Source organism: Pseudofrankia coriaricola (genome assembly GCF_032027725.1).
Taxonomy (GTDB): Bacteria; Actinomycetota; Actinomycetes; order Frankiales; family Frankiaceae; genus Pseudofrankia.
Window position 1 is genome coordinate 1 of record NZ_JASNFO010000151.1, and the last position, 14,386, is coordinate 14,386.

A 14,386-nucleotide genomic window follows, 5' to 3' on the forward strand; every position below is an offset into this window, starting at 1 on the left:
CCGGCTGGCCGACGCCCGCCGGCATTTTCACCAACCTGGCCGACGGCCGCAGGATTACCGACACGGACAACCGGAACATCGCGGAACTCAGCGACCCCGCGGTGAACACCGCCATGGACGACGCCTTCGTGGCGGACATGTCGGACAGCGCCGTCGCCGCCGACCCGTCCGGGACCGCCGCGGCCCGGTGGGCCGCCGTCGAGCGGAGGGTGCTCGACACGGCGGCCTACATACCGGTGACGTACGACAAGGTCACGAACATCTACAGTTCCAACCTCACCAACGTCTATTACCAGCCCGCGTACGACTCGGTCGACTTCTCCGCCCTCGGCGTCCGCTGACACCGGCCCGGCGGCCCGCCACGCAGTCCCGCGGCGGCGCGAGACGTGATCGTGCCTGGTTGGTGGCGGGCCTGGATCCGCTTTCTGGCGGGCTGGTCAGGGCCGTTCGCGGGCGAAGACCTGGTTGGCGACGCGACGGGCCGCGATCGCGGCGCGGCGGTGGTCGTCGAGGACGTCGGTGACCTGCTCCAGGGGGTAGCCGAGGACCCCGGCGACGCGGTCGAGGGCCGGGGTGGTGCGGGGGATGAGGTCGCCGGGTGTGCCGCGGGCAAGCATGATCGCGTTGCGGATCCGGGAGGCCGACAGCCAGGCGGCGTTCAGCGCCGCGGCCTCGGCGCCGTCGAGCAGGCCGGCGTTGACGAGCTCGCGCAGCGCGGTGAGGGTGCTGGTGGTGCGCAGCGCCGGGTTCTCGTGGGCATAGCGGAGCTGGAGGATCTGGACCGTCCATTCGACGTCGGTCAGCCCGCCCGGCCCGAACTTGACGTGCAGGGTCCGGTCGGCGCCGCGCGGGACCCGCTCGGCGGCCATCCGGTCCCGCAGCCGCTCGACCTCGGCGATGGCTCCGCCCGGCAGTGCCGCCGGATAGCGGAACTCGTCGGCCAGGTCGCGGAACCGCGCCGCCAGCTCCGGGTCGCCGGCGAGCGGCCGGGCGCGCAGCAGCGCCTGCGCCTCCCAGCCGAGCGCCCAGCGCCGGTAGTAGGCCGCGTAGCCGTCCAGGTCGCGGGTGACCGAGCCGCCCCGCCCCTCGGGCCGCAGCCCCAGGTCCAGGCGCAGCGCCGGGTCGGGCCCCGGCTGCCCCAGCAGCCGGACAAGCTCCTCGACTACCGCCGCGGCGTACTCGCCGGCCGGGCGCGCGCCGACGCCGGGCCTGGGCTCATGGACGAACAGCACGTCCGCGTCGCTGCCGTAGGACATCTCGGCGCCGCCGAGCCGGCCCATCGCGATCACCGCGATCCGGGCCGGCTCTCCGGCCAATGCTCCTGAGAACGATGTCCGCCGGGCGTGCGAAGGAAGATCATTTTCGCACGCCCTTTGGCCGTTTGGGTCGTCCGCGGGCTCGCCGACGTCCGCGAACCGGTCCGCCGCCGGCCGGCCGGCGGCGAGCCGGCGGTTCACGGGGCGCCGGGCGACCAACAGGGAGGCCTCGATCGTCGCGGCGGCCGCCGCGGCCAGCGCCTCGCCGACGGCGGCCGCGTCGAGCAGGCCGAGCAGGTCCGCGCAGGCGACCCGGACCAGCTCGACCCGGCGGATCGCGCGCGCCCGCGCGGCCGCGTCGCCCGCGTCCTGGTTGCGCCGCGCGACGGCGAGCAGCGTGCGGGCAAGCTCGTCGCGGCCGACAGGGCGCAGGTCCTCCTCGGTGCGCAGCAGCCGCACCGACTCGGGCGCGGCGCGCATCAGCGCCGCGACGTAGCCGCTGGCCGCGAGCACCCTGGCCAGCCGGTCGGCGGCGCCGGCCGAGTCGCGCAGCAGCCGCAGGTACCAGGGGACGCGGCCGAGCGCCTCGCTGACCTGCCGATAGGCGAGCAGGCCGGCGTCCGGGTCGGCGGCGTCGGCGAACGCCGGCAGCATCGTCGGCAGCAGATGCCGCTGGATCGTGGCGGTCCGGCTCACGCCGGCGGTGAGCGCCTCGATGTGCTTCAACGACCGGTTCGGATAGGCGAACCCGAGAGCGGCGAGCCGATCGGCGGCCTCGCCGGGCGTGAGGCGCACCTCCTCGGCGGACAGCCGGGCGACCGCCTCCAGCAGCGGCTGGTAGAAGAGCTGCTCGTGTAGCCGCCGTACCGACCGGGCGATATGCGCGTGCTCGGCGGTGAACTCCTCCGCGCCGAGCATCCCCAGCGAGCGGCCGAGCCAGCGCAGCTCGTCCGGGTCGCGCGGCAGGACGTGCGTCCGCCGCAGGCCGCGCAGCTGGAGCCGATGCTCGACGGCACGCAGGAACCGGTAGGCGTCGGCGAGGGTGGTCGCGTCGCGGCGGCCCACGTAACCCCCGCGCGCCAGGCCGTCGATCGCGGGGAGGGTCGCGCGGGCGTGCAGCTTCGGATCGATACGGCCGTGCACGAGCTGCAGCAGCTGGACGGCGAACTCGACGTCGCGCAGCCCACCGGGGCCGAGCTTGATGTTGCGGTCGGCCTCCCGCCTCGACAGAGACGCCTCCACTCGCCGGCGCATCGCCCGGATGTCGGCGACGAAACGGGGCCGGGACGCCGCCGACCAGACCAGCGGCCCCACCATCGAGCAGAACTCGGCGCCGAGCGCGAGGTCGCCGGCGACTGGCCGGGCCTTGAGCAGCGCCTGGAACTCCCAGGTGCGCGCCCAGCGCTGGTAGTAGGCGCGGTGGCTGGCGAGCGTGCGGACCAGCGCGCCGTCGCGGCCCTCCGGGCGCAGGCCGACGTCGACCTGGAAGAGCGATCCTTCGCTGGTGCGCGCGCCACAGGCCCGTACCAGCCCCTCGGCCAGCCGGGTCGCGGCCCGCAGCGCCGCCTCCTCGGCCGGTTCGGCGGCGTCGGTGGCCCTCGCGGTCCCGGTGGTCCCGGTGGTTTCAGCGGTCCCAGCGGCCCCGCCCATGCCGTCGGGGAGTGAGGTCGTGGCCGGCTCGGCGACGAAGACGACGTCGACGTCGCTGACGTAGTTGAGCTCGCGCCCGCCGCACTTGCCCATCCCGACGACACCCAGGCGCACCGGCGGCGAGGTCGGCGCGAGGCCGGCGCGCGCGACCGAGAGGCCCGCGTCGAGCGCCGCGGCGGCGAGGTCGGCGAGCTCGGCCGTCGCGTCCTCGACCGTCACCGTGTCCGTCAGGTCGCGGGCGGCGAGCACCAGCAGCGCTCGCCGGTAGGCGACCCGCAACGCGTCCAGTACCTCCGGCCCGTCGCCGCGTGCTCGCGGCCGCTCGGCGGCCGGGTCCGCGCCGACCGCGGCGAACAGCCGGGCACGGTGGGTCGCCGCGTCGGGCGCGGCGGCGGCCGCCTCGTCGTCGGCGAGGATCCGCCAGTCGGCCGGGTGCGCGGCGAGGTGGTCGGCGAGCGCGAGGCTCGCGCCGAGGACGGCGATCACACGCCGGCGAGAGCCCGGCCGGGTGGCCAACACGGCTCGCAGCTCGGCGGACGACCGGGCGGAGCCCGCCGGGTGCGCCGGGTGCGCCGGGGCCGCCGGGTGTGCCGGGTGTGCCGGGCCCGGCGGGTGCGCCGGCCCGGGGGTGGCGCCTGGCGGGCCGGGCGCGTCAAGCGGGTCGAGTGCGTCGAGTGCGTCGATCAGTCGGTCTAGCCCGGCCAGGGCGCGGTCGGGGTCGGCGGCGTGGGCGAGCTCGGCGACCACCGGGCTGTTGGTGAGCGGCAGCCCGTCGGGCGGGCCGAAGCCGAGACGGTGCAGCGTGGCCGCGACCCGGTCGACGTCGGTGAAGCCTAGCCGGGCGAGCTGGGCCGCGGCGGAGCTGCCCCGCGGGTGCCCGACGCCTCCGGGCGGGGGCATGGTCGCCGCACTGGCGGCGGCCGGCTCGCTCGTCGTCCGGTCAGCGGAGGCGTGGTCCGCGGACGGGGGCTCCGCTGGCGAGGTCTGCTCCGCCGGCCAGCCGTCGCGCTGTGCCAGCGGGGCGCGTGCCCGCGAGGCCCCCTGCGCCCGCGCTGGGCCCGACCGTCCGGCGCTCGCCATCATGTTTCCATCTTGTTGCAGATGTGGCGTGCGCGTTACAGGAGTGGCAGGTAGCGGTTGATCTCGAACTGGGTGACCTGGCGGCGGTAGGAGGTCCACTCGGCGCGCTTGTTGCGCAGGAAGAACTCGAACAGCTCGTTGCCGAGCGTCTCCCGGACCAGCGACGACGTCTCCATCACCGCGATCGCCTCGGACAGGGATCCGGGAAGAGCCCGGATCCCGCGCTCCCGGCGCTGCGCCTCGGTAAGCGACCAGATGTCGTCGCCGGCGGGCGGCGGCAGGTCGTAGCCGCCCTGGATGCCGCGCAGCCCGGCCGCGAGCATCAGCGCGAACGTCAGGTACGGGTTGCAGGCGCTGTCCGGCAGCCGGAACTCCACCCGTGCCGTGTTCGCCTTGCCCCGCTTGTAGAGCGGCACCCTGACCAGGGCGGAGCGGATGTTGTGCCCCCAGCAGGCGTAGGCCGGCGCCTCCAGCAGCTCGGCGCCCTCGCCTTCGGCCGAGTCGCTGATGAGCCGCTTGTAGGAGTTGACCCACTGGTTGGTCACGGCGGTGATCTCGGGCGCGTGCGCCAGCAGCCCGGCGATGAACGCCTTGGCGACCTTGGAGAGCCGGTACTCGTCGGTCGGGTCGTAGAAGGCGTTGCGGTCGCCCTCGAAGAGGCTCATATGGGTGTGCATGCCGGAGCCGGCATGCTCGGTGAACGGCTTCGGCATGAAGGTCGCGTAGCTGCCCTGCCGCAGCGCCACCTCCTTGACGACCTGGCGCAGCGTCATGACGTTGTCGGCGATCGTGAGCGCGTCGGCGTAGCGCAGGTCGATCTCCTGCTGGCCCGGCGCCACCTCGTGATGGCTGAACTCGACGGAGATGCCGAGCCGCTCCAGCATGCCGATCACCTGCTGGCGGAAGTCATGGCTGATGTCGTTGGGCGTGACGTCGAAGTACCCGGACTCGTCCACCGGCTGCGGCACCGGCTGGCCGCGCCGCGGCGGCTCCTTGAGCAGGAAGAACTCGATCTCCGGGTGGGTGTAGAAGGTGAACCCGGCCTCGGCGGCGGCCGCGAGCGCGCGGCGCAGCACCCAGCGTGAGTCGGCTACGGCGGGCAGGCCGTCGGGAGTGACGACATCGCAGAACATCCGCGCCGTGAGCGTTCCCTCGCCGCGTCCCGGCAGCACCTGGAAGGTGGACGGGTCGGGGCGGGCGAGCATGTCCGCCTCGTGCAGGCGCGCGAACCCCTCGATCGCCGAGCCGTCGAAGCCGATGCCCTCCAGGAGCGCGCCTTCGGCCTCCGCCGGAGCGATCTCCACGGACTTCAGCACGCCCAGCACGTCGGTGAACCAGAGCCGGACGAAGCGGATGTCCCGCTCCTCCAGCGTTCTGAGCACGAACTCCTGCTGCTTGTCCATGAACCCTCCACGTTGAGGTGTGGACTCGACCTCAGGCTACGTCGTCCGGATCCAGCCGCCTTGCCTCTCGACCGGCGGAAGCATGGCTCGTCCATCGCCACGCGCCCGCGGCCGGCCTCCCCGACGAGACCCGGCCTGGCAACGCCGGGCCGTCCGCGGTGCCCGCCCCCACCGTTCGGGCACCCGGCCGGCGCCAGGGCAGGCGGCCCGGCACCGACGCGTCCTACCCGGCGCCGGGCACCGGCATCCTTGGCCGATGCCCTGTCCTGGTCGGGGGACATGTCGGCCAGGACGAGGTATCCCGAGTGCCTCCCGGATCGGCGACGGGGTTCCTGCCGGATCGCCGAAGGCGATCTGGGAGGTCCGCCGTCGGGGATCTCCGACACTAGCGACTGCAGGACCGAGATGCCCACGTCGTTGCCAGCTCGCAACGAACCTGGCGACTTGCCGTAACCGGACGGCGGCTCGGCAGCGTCCCCACGGCCGGAACCGTCATGGCGCAGGCTCACATGCGTGGCGTCGGCCGTTCCGACCGTGATGTTCGACCGTGATGCCAGCCTGTGCCAACAGGTCTCGCCACACCTGATCGGTCATATGCGAGTTTGTAGGAATTTCCCTGGAACCAGCATAGTCGATCATGATGGTGCCCGCGGCTCGGTCAGGTGGGCAGGGCGCGGACCTCGAGGTCGTCGGACAGCACGGTCGAGCCGTTTCCGACGAAACCGATCCCGCCCTGCTGGCTGAGCTTGCCGGTCGCGTCCTGGTACTGGACGACTGTCGTCCCGTCGACGGCGATGGTGTAGGTGCCACCCCGCGCGGTGACGGTCATGCTGTACCACCTGTCGTGGGCGACGGAGAAATCCCGCTGCGCCACCGAGGCACCTTGACCGCGACGTCTCGGTTCAGGGCGCGGTGACGGCCGGCTAGCACCAGCCCAAACGCGCCGGCACCGATCTGGCCGCCGATCTCGATGCCCGGCAGTGCCGCGGCGACGGCGGCCCGATCAACGATCACGCTCGGTGCCGTGACCCGCGGTGGGCCGGAGGGGGCCGCCAGGCGAACCGCGCTTCCCTCATCGTCATGACAAAGAGATCGTATGAGACGAAGCGTCGGCGTTCGGCGGCATTCGCGCTCTTGCTACGAGGCACAAGCTACAGGCGGCTGTCCCGCCGGCGCGGGCAGCGGGGTGACGGACCGAGACGATCAGGAGACCGGGTCGACGGAGGTAAGGGCGCCGGCGCGGGCCTGGTAGATGAAGATTCTGCGGAGGTGCCACCGCCGATCAGCGTCCGCTCGACGACGCCGGACAGGTCGGCGCCGTAAGCGGACCCGTCCCCCACCGAGAACACCTTGCTCGGCTTGAGAACGCTGGTGATGTAGGTCGCCGCCGGCTCCCTGCTGGGAGCCGGCGGCGCCGGGTGCTGCTGGTGCCGCCCGCCGGGGCGGGTCAGCGGGCCGGGTGACGCGCGGTTATGCCACCGTGCGGTCTCTCGGCCCGCGGTTCGGACCCTCGGTCAGACGGTCGCGGGCTGCGCCGCGGTGGCCTGGGAGGGGACGAACAGGATCGGCTTGTCGCCGGCCAGCGCGCTGCAGGTGGTGTCGATCATCAGCGCGGAGACCACGTACGGGTCCATGTTCGCGTTCGGGCGGCGGTCCTCGAGCCAGCCCTTGCGGGCCTTCGAGACGGCCCACGGGATGCGGATCGACGCGCCGCGGTCCGAGTCACCCCAGGAGAACTTGTTCCACGGGGCGGTCTCGTGCTTGCCGGTGAGGCGGTCCTGGATGCCGTAGCCGTAGTTGGTCACGTGCTCCATGACCCGGGTGCCGAGCGCCTCGCAGCAGGTGACGATCGCGTCCCAGCTCTCCATCGTCTGCTTGGTGGAGAAGTTGGTGTGCGCGCCCGCGCCGTTCCAGTCGCCGGGGACCGGCTTGGCGGCGAAGGAGACCGACGCGCCGAAGTCCTCGGCGATGCGGTGCAGCAGCCAGCGGGCGACCCAGATCTGGTCACCGATGGCCGGCGCCGGCAGCACGCCGATCTGGAACTCCCACTGGCCCATCATGACCTCGGCGTTGGTGCCCTCGATCGCGAGGCCGGCGTCCATGCACGCCTGGGTGTGCTTCTCGACGATGTCCCGGCCGGGCATCTTCTCGCCGCCGACGCCGCAGTAGTACGGGCCCTGCGGCTCCGGGAAGCCCACGGCCGGCCAGCCCAGCGGGCGGCCGTTCTGGAAGAACGTGTACTCCTGCTCGATGCCGAAGTGCGGGGCGAAGTCGGCGTACTTCTCCGCCAGCTCTCGCGCCTTGGCGCGGGTGTTGGTCGGGTGCGGGGTGAAGTCGGTCAGCTCCACCTCGCACATCACCAGGATGTTGTCGCCGCCACGAATCGGGTCCGGGCAGGTGAAGACCGGGCGCAGGACGCAGTCCGAGTTGGAGCCGGGCGCCTGGTTCGTGCTGGAGCCGTCGAAGCCCCAGATCTCCGGCTCCTTGCCGTCCTTGATGATCCGGGTCTTGCTGCGCAGCAGCGGCTCCGGCTCGGTGCCGTCGATCCAGATGTACTCGGCCTGAAAGCTCACTCAATACTCCCCGTGATCGGCAGGTCCTAGACACGCGACGATGGGGCCGGCCGGGGGAGGGCCGACGCTAGCCGCGACTGACGGGAGGGTCCGACTGGAGCCTTACCGGGTCCCGTTACCGATCAGTTCCCCGATTGTTAAATCTGCGTCTCAGGGCGCGCTGTTGACGCTCGGTCGGCGCGCGCGACGGTTACGGCTCCCGAAACGGGGCCGGAAAACAGCCCGAAATGTGCTCGCCGACACACCACGATGGCCGCACACCTCAGTAGATGAACCCACCCTGTGCGGGCATCCGGGCGTTGTGTGACGGCTCGCCGGTAGCCGGCCTCATAGACCGGCCGGGAGCTCTCGGGCGGCCCGGTGGGGCCGTATCCCCATGGGCGGCGCGTTCTTCCCGCCGGCGGACGAACCTCGATGGGGGCCGCGGCCCGCCGAGTCGCGACGGCGTGGCCCGTTCTGCGGCCCGGATGCCCACTGAGTCGGCACCGCCGTTTTCCCATCTTTTCTCACATGGCGGCACTGGCCGCGAATGGCGATTTCCCGCGCAGGTCACACCGTGCTGCGCACGTTCGGTTGGACGTATGAGGAGCTGGGCATCCGCGCTCTCGTGCCCCCGCTCGCGTGATGTCGCCCGCGACCCCGCGCCCACCCGACACGTCGATGACGACCGCTCCTGGGGCCGTCCGCCCGTAAAAGGCCTCGCCGTCCAAAACGGACGGCGAGGCCCGGGCAAAAAAGCCACCCCTGGTGACGCTGCCTCAGATGTCGTAGTAGAGGTCGAACTCGAAGGGGTGGGGACGCAGGCGGATGGCGTCCACCTCATGGGTGCGCTTGTAGTCCAGCCAGGTCTCGATGAGGTCCGGAGTGAACACGTCCCCGGCGGTGAGGAACTCGTTGTCGGCCTCGAGGTGGTCGAGCACGGCCTCCAGCGACCCGGGCACCTGCGGGACGGCGGCGAGCTCGTCCGGCGGGAGCTCGTAGAGGTCCTTGTCGATCGGGTCCGGCGGCTCGATCTTGTTCTTGATGCCGTCGAGCCCGGCCATCAGCATCGCCGAGAACGCCAGGTACGGGTTGCAGCTCGGGTCGGGCACGCGGAACTCGATCCGCTTGGCCTTCGGCGAGTCGCCGCCCAGCGGGATCCGGCAGCAGGCCGAGCGGTTGCGGGCCGAGTAGACCAGGTTGACCGGCGCCTCGTAGCCGGGCACCAGCCGCCGGTAGGAGTTCGTCGTCGGGTTGGTGAACGCCAGCAGCGCCGGGGCGTGGTGCAGCAGCCCGCCGATGTAGTGCCGGGCGGTCTCGGACAGGCCGCCGTAGCCCTCGGCGCTGTAGAACAGCGGGCCGTCGTCCTTCCAGAGGCTCTGGTGGCAGTGCATGCCGGAGCCGTTGTCCTGGAAGAGCGGCTTGGGCATGAAGGTGACGGTGCGGCCGCGAGAACGGGCGACGTTCTTGATCACGTACTTGTAGAGCATCAGGTTGTCGGCGGTCTTCAGTAGCGTGTCGAAGCGGAAGTCGATCTCCGCCTGGCCGGCGGTGCCGACCTCGTGGTGCTGCATCTCGACGGTTATGCCGACCTTGATCAGCGTCTTGACCATCTCCGAGCGAAGGTCGGTGAAGTGGTCGGTCGGCGGCACGGGGAAGTATCCGCCCTTGAATCTCGGCTTGTAGCCGAGGTTGCCGCCCTCCTCCTTGCGCGCGCTGTTCCACGCGGCCTCGACCGAGTCGACCTGGTGCATCGAGCCGTGCGGCGTGTACTCGTACCGGATGTCGTCGAAGATGTAGAACTCGGCCTCGGGCCCGAAGTACGCCGTGTCCGCGATCCCGGAGCCGCGCAGGTATGCCTCCGCCTTGCGCGCCACGTTGCGCGGGTCGCGGGAGTACTCCTCCTTGGTGATCGGGTCGTGGATGAAGAAGGTCATCGCCAGCGTGGAGTGCTCACGGAACGGGTCTTGGAACGCGGTCCGCGGGTCCGGCAGCAGCAGCATGTCCGACTCGTGGATGGCCTGGAAGCCACGGATGGAGGAGCCGTCGAACATGAGGCCGTCGGTGAAGACCGACTCCGTGAAGACCTGCGTCGGAATCGTGAAGTGCTGCATGACGCCCGGGAGGTCACAGAAACGCACGTCGATGAACTCGACATTTTCGTCCCGGATGTATCGGAGCACTTCGTCGGCGTTCGCGAACATTCACCCTCCACCCGCGTGGCACGCTGTCTGGCCCAATAGGATACCCATATCCGGACGCGGTGCGTAACCCCGCGGTGTGAAGTGAGCATGGCTAGCATGTTTCGTCTGTGTTGCGAGGACGAAGTTCGTCACGGTGTGTGACGGTTCCCTGGCGCGATCCGGATACGGATAAGCTTGCGCCGTGCGACGTGAGCTCGGACGCTGGCTGGAAGGCCCCGGCCTGCCACCCACTGCTGGTACCCCCGGGGATCGGCTCGGCCTGCCGGCCGCCGGCCCGGGTTCGCTGGCCAGCTACGGCGCCCGGTTCGGGGGCTACGTCGTCGACGCGGTGCTGGCCAACCTGCTGGCCGGCGTGCCCGTGCTGTTCGGCGCCACATACGACGCCTCGACGCGCGGCCTGATCGTACTCGTGATCTTCTTGCTCGAAGAGCTCGTGCTGGTGAGCCTCACCGGCCAGACCGTCGGCATGCGGCTGTTCGGCTTCGGCGTGGTGAAGGTCCCCGGCGGTGGCCGGGCGCGCTTCCCGCTCGTGCTCGTCCGGACACTGCTGCTGGCCCTGCTGATCCCGGTGTTCCTCGTCGACCGCGACATGCGCGGCCTGCATGACCGCGCCGCGGGCACCGCCCCCGTCAGGGCGGCCCGGCGCGCGTAGACCGAGGCGCCAACCCCGTTCTGGTGAGGCGTCAGCTCAACCTGGCCACCGATGGCGACGGCGTATTGGCGCACCGCCAACGCAACCACTATCCCGACCCCGATCCAGACCAGCCCCGGTCGTACGCGTCGACACCAGAACCAGGCTGGGAGGGCGCCCTGGCGCCCGACAGGCGCCGCGGCGAGCGGTCGCGCCAGCGACCTTCTCGCCAGCGGCGCTCTAGCGCGGGCGGCCGCCGCGGGGGATGTTGCGGGGAACCGGGCCCTTCGGAATCGGAAGTGATGGACCGGTGCCGGCGACGGCCTTCAGCCGCCGGTCGAGCTGGTCGATCTGGCGGCGGCGCAGCGTGCGGCGCATCCGCATCAGGGTCGGCTGCAGCTTGGGCAACGGGACCTCGCCCTCGCCGTTGCCGATGATGATGTCGGTGATCGGCACGTCGCCGGCGACGCGGCGGATCCGGCGTACCTCGGTGGCGAGCAGGTCGCGGGCGCCCCTGCCTCGCCCCTCGGCGATGATCACAACGCCCGCGCGGCTGACGACGCGGTGCACGACATCCTGGTTCCTGTTCACCTGAACGGCGGGAGTGAGCCGCCAGTCGCCCCTCATCCGCTCGATGATGCCGGCGGCGGCGCCAGGCTTCCCCTCCAGCTCGGCATAGGCACTGCGCTGCACCCGGCGGCTGAACAGGTTGACCGCGACGAGTAGGCCCAGCAGCACGCCAAGGGGCGTCCACAGCCAGATCGGCCCCACGAAGAGGCCCAGCACGAGAAGCACGGCCAGCGGGACCACGAAGCCCAGCAGCATGATCCAGACGACGTTCGGGTCACGCTCCCGCGTGACCTTGAAGACGAGCCGGATCTGCGTGAGCCGGTTGGGACCGCCTGCCTCCTGTCCGGACGCGGCGCCACCCGGCTTCGCCGGGCCCTTCGTGCCGCGTGCCGGGGGCGTAGCCGGAGCGGCCGCGGCTGCCGCCGGCTTCTTCCTCAGTGCCATGCCCGCGAGCCTACGGCCTGTGGGGCGGGGCGCGGCCACGACCATGGTGGTAACGCCGCGCGAGCGGGACGACGGTGCGCCGACGACCGGCCCGGCCCCGGTTTCCGCCCCCGCTTTGGGTGCCGCGCCACCTGGGGCTGAGCTACCAGTCGGGCCGGAGCGCCCGCCGGGCCGCGGAGCCGTCGGGCCCGCCGGGCCGGGTCAGCGGTGGGCAGCGACTGGGCGGCGCGGCCGGGCCGCGGCGAACGCAGGCCGCACGGCCGCCGACCCGATCGAGATGACGGGGCCGGCCGAGCCGACGGAGCCGACCGGGGAGCCGGGCCCGACGCCCTCAGCCCACCGGTAACCGGAGGTGACGTGCAGATCGGTGGCGGCGCGCCAGGCGTTGCGACGGGCGGTGCGCTGACCGCCGTGTGGCAGGACCAGCAGGGTCAGTTCTTCCAGGGTGGAGAGCAACGAGCGGAACACAGCGGGTCTGACCTCCCGACACGGTGGTCGTTCTCCCACCCACGCTCGACGCCCCGCCGGCGCGCGCCGCCGCCCACCAGCGCCGCGCGGGGCCGGGTACGGGTGGTGGGCTTGCAGGAGTATGGGTCGGGCTACCGGGAACGGACGTGGACGGGTGGTGGTGGGCGTCGCCAGTCCATGACGGCGGCGAGCAGCCCTGTTGACGCGTACTTAGTCAGCGAGTGACTCGCGGTGGTGACCGCCAGGTGACGCTACGCCGAAGCCTATCCCCGTACTCGCCCCGTCACCAGTCGCATCCGCTTACGGGCGTGCGTGTTCTAGCACACAAAGAGAACTATCGATGCACAACCAGTTGGCAGACGGGTGAGCCGGGTGAGATTGCGGGGTCACCGCCATGGGTCCGGCTCGTCGGGTCATGACTGGGCATCGGCTCGCCGCGCGCCCGCGAGTCACCGGCCGGCCGGATGCGGCCGAGCCGGCCGGTGCGACAGGATGGCCTGGTGAGGATCATCGTCACCGGGGCGTCCGGGCTGCTGGGCTCGAAGCTGGTGCCCGCGTTGCGGGCGGATGGCCACGACGTGGTCACCCTCGTGCGCCGCGAGCCGCGAGGCCCCGGCGAGTTCCGGTGGGACCCGGAGCGGGGCGAGCTCGACGCCGCCGCTCTCGCCGGCGTCGACGCGGCCGTGCACCTCGCGGGGGCCGGCGTCGGCGACCGCCGGTGGACCGCGGACTACCGCCGGACCATCCTTGACAGCCGGGTCCAGGGCACCCGGCTGCTGGCCGGGGCTCTCGCGGCGGGCGCGAGCCCGGACGCCCCGGTGGAGGGCCCCGCGCAGGGGCGCGGGCCGGCCGTGCTGCTGTCCGCGAGCGGCGTGGGCTGGTACGGGACCGCCGCCGGCGGCCCGGTCGACGAGACGGCACCCGCGGGCGGTGGTTTCCTCGCGGACGTCGTGCGCGCTTGGGAGGAGGCGGCCCAGGCCGCCGCCTCCGCCGGCCTGCGGGTGTGCCTGCTGCGCACCGGGCCGGTCCTCGCGCGCGGCGGCGGGGTGCTCGCCCGCCAGCTGCCGCTGTTCCGGGCGGGGCTTGGCGGGCCGCTCGGCTCCGGGCGGCAGTGGGTGTCCTGGATCGGGATCGACGACTGGGTGGCGGCCGTCCGCTTCCTGCTCGCCGCCGACGGGCAGGCGCCCGACAACGGGCCCCCGCCAGCCGATCTTCCGGCGGGGGAAGCCCCGCCGGTGTCGCCGTCGGGACCCCCGGAGGCCGGCGTCAGCCGACCTCCGGTGCGGCGCGCCGCACCGAGGGTCACGGGGCCGGTGAACCTGGTCTCGCCGAACCCGGTCACAGGGGCGGAGTTCGCCCGGACGCTCGGTGGGGTGCTGCGTCGCCCGGCCCTGCTGCCCGTGCCCAGGCTCGCGCTGCGCGCTGTCGTCGGCGGCTTCACCGACGAGGGAGTCCTCGCTTCTCAGCGGGTCGTCCCGCGAGTGCTTCTGGACGCGGGCTTCCGCTTCCAGTACCCCGACCTCGCGAGCGCCCTGCGCGCCACCCTGACCAGCCAGCGGTCCTGAACCCGGCTGAGGCCGCCCAGGTCCCCGGCCCGGAACTACGTGGGGAGGGCGCTCAGCGCCCGACAGACATCCCGTGGGCTCGGATGTCCAGCCACGGCTGGTGACGGCGCATTGGCGCAGTACCTATCCGGCCACCTCGTCAGCCCGGTCCCAGCTCTACCAACCGCCATCTGCCAGGGCCCGGAACCACGCGGGGAGGGCGCTCAGCGCCCGACAGGCATCCCGTGGGCTCGGATGTCCAGCCACGGCTGGTGACGGCGCATTGGCGCAGTACCTACCCGGCCACCTCGTCAGCCCGGTCCCAGCTCTACCACCGCCATATGCCCGGGCCCGGAACCACGCGGGGAGGGCGCCCAGCGCCCGACACGGGGCGAGCGCGCCCAGCGCCTCGCCCCGACAGGCGGGGGCGCCCCGGCGCCCCCGCCCCAACCCGCGTCCTATTCGAGGTAGTCGCGCAGCTTCTGGGAGCGCGACGGGTGACGCAGCTTCGAGAGAGTCTTCGACTCGATCTGCCGGATCCGCTCCCGCGTCACCCCGAACTCCCGACCGACCTCCTCCAACGT

Annotated in this window: 10 protein-coding genes and 1 pseudogene; 3 read left to right on the forward strand and 8 right to left on the reverse strand. The window is 72.3% G+C overall.

All coding sequences use genetic code 11. The features are described 5' to 3' along the window. Positions 1 to 341, forward strand: a pseudogene (locus QOZ89_RS45575) (ABC transporter substrate-binding protein); the annotation flags it as partial. Positions 342 to 437: 96 nt separating this feature from the next. Here the strand turns inward: QOZ89_RS45575 and QOZ89_RS45580 are convergent. From QOZ89_RS45580 to glnA, 5 genes are all read right to left on the reverse strand, one after another. Then, on the reverse strand, positions 438 to 3,806 hold the full coding sequence (locus QOZ89_RS45580) for a bifunctional [glutamine synthetase] adenylyltransferase/[glutamine synthetase]-adenylyl-L-tyrosine phosphorylase (RefSeq protein WP_397428966.1): 3,369 nt from the start codon (positions 3,804 to 3,806) through the stop codon (positions 438 to 440). Positions 3,807 to 4,021: 215 nt separating this feature from the next. Then, the gene (locus tag QOZ89_RS45585; protein ID WP_071047241.1) at positions 4,022 to 5,389 is read right to left on the reverse strand and encodes a glutamine synthetase family protein; all 1,368 of its coding nucleotides are present in this window, start codon (positions 5,387 to 5,389) and stop codon (positions 4,022 to 4,024) included. A gap of 658 nt (positions 5,390 to 6,047) precedes the next feature. Further along, positions 6,048 to 6,263, reverse strand: a complete 216-nt coding sequence (locus QOZ89_RS45590; RefSeq protein WP_071047240.1) for a 3-keto-alpha-glucoside-1,2-lyase-like domain-containing protein — start codon at positions 6,261 to 6,263, stop codon at positions 6,048 to 6,050. A gap of 640 nt (positions 6,264 to 6,903) precedes the next feature. Further along, entirely contained in the window at positions 6,904 to 7,962 is a 1,059-nt protein-coding gene (gene glnII, locus QOZ89_RS45595; protein WP_071047239.1) for a glutamine synthetase GlnII, read from the reverse strand. A gap of 758 nt (positions 7,963 to 8,720) precedes the next feature. Then, the gene (glnA, locus tag QOZ89_RS45600; protein ID WP_071047238.1) at positions 8,721 to 10,145 is read right to left on the reverse strand and encodes a type I glutamate--ammonia ligase; all 1,425 of its coding nucleotides are present in this window, start codon (positions 10,143 to 10,145) and stop codon (positions 8,721 to 8,723) included. A 181-nt stretch (positions 10,146 to 10,326) separates the two neighbouring features. Between glnA and QOZ89_RS45605 the strand changes: the two genes are divergently transcribed. Further along, positions 10,327 to 10,797 carry an RDD family protein gene (locus tag QOZ89_RS45605; RefSeq protein WP_083418225.1) on the forward strand — a complete coding sequence of 157 codons (471 nt, stop codon included), beginning with the start codon at positions 10,327 to 10,329 and terminating at the stop codon, positions 10,795 to 10,797. A gap of 219 nt (positions 10,798 to 11,016) precedes the next feature. Here QOZ89_RS45605 and QOZ89_RS45610 read toward each other — a convergent pair whose 3' ends face one another. Both QOZ89_RS45610 and QOZ89_RS45615 read right to left on the reverse strand, forming a co-directional pair. Continuing rightward, positions 11,017 to 11,790 (reverse strand): DUF4191 domain-containing protein, encoded by a 774-nt coding sequence (locus QOZ89_RS45610; RefSeq protein WP_083418224.1) that lies wholly within the window; start codon positions 11,788 to 11,790, stop codon positions 11,017 to 11,019. Between the two features lie 201 nt (positions 11,791 to 11,991). Beyond that, complete coding sequence (locus QOZ89_RS45615) at positions 11,992 to 12,258, reverse strand: hypothetical protein (protein ID WP_071047237.1); 267 nt, start codon at positions 12,256 to 12,258, stop codon at positions 11,992 to 11,994. Positions 12,259 to 12,758: 500 nt separating this feature from the next. On the opposite strand from QOZ89_RS45615, the gene QOZ89_RS45620 reads away from it, so the two are divergent. Next, positions 12,759 to 13,823 (forward strand): epimerase, encoded by a 1,065-nt coding sequence (locus tag QOZ89_RS45620; RefSeq protein ID WP_312630264.1) that lies wholly within the window; start codon positions 12,759 to 12,761, stop codon positions 13,821 to 13,823. Between the two features lie 437 nt (positions 13,824 to 14,260). On the opposite strand, the gene QOZ89_RS45625 is transcribed toward QOZ89_RS45620, so the two are convergent. After that, positions 14,261 to 14,386: sigma factor-like helix-turn-helix DNA-binding protein (locus tag QOZ89_RS45625; RefSeq protein ID WP_312630266.1), on the reverse strand; the 126-nt coding region annotated here is incomplete at its 5' end.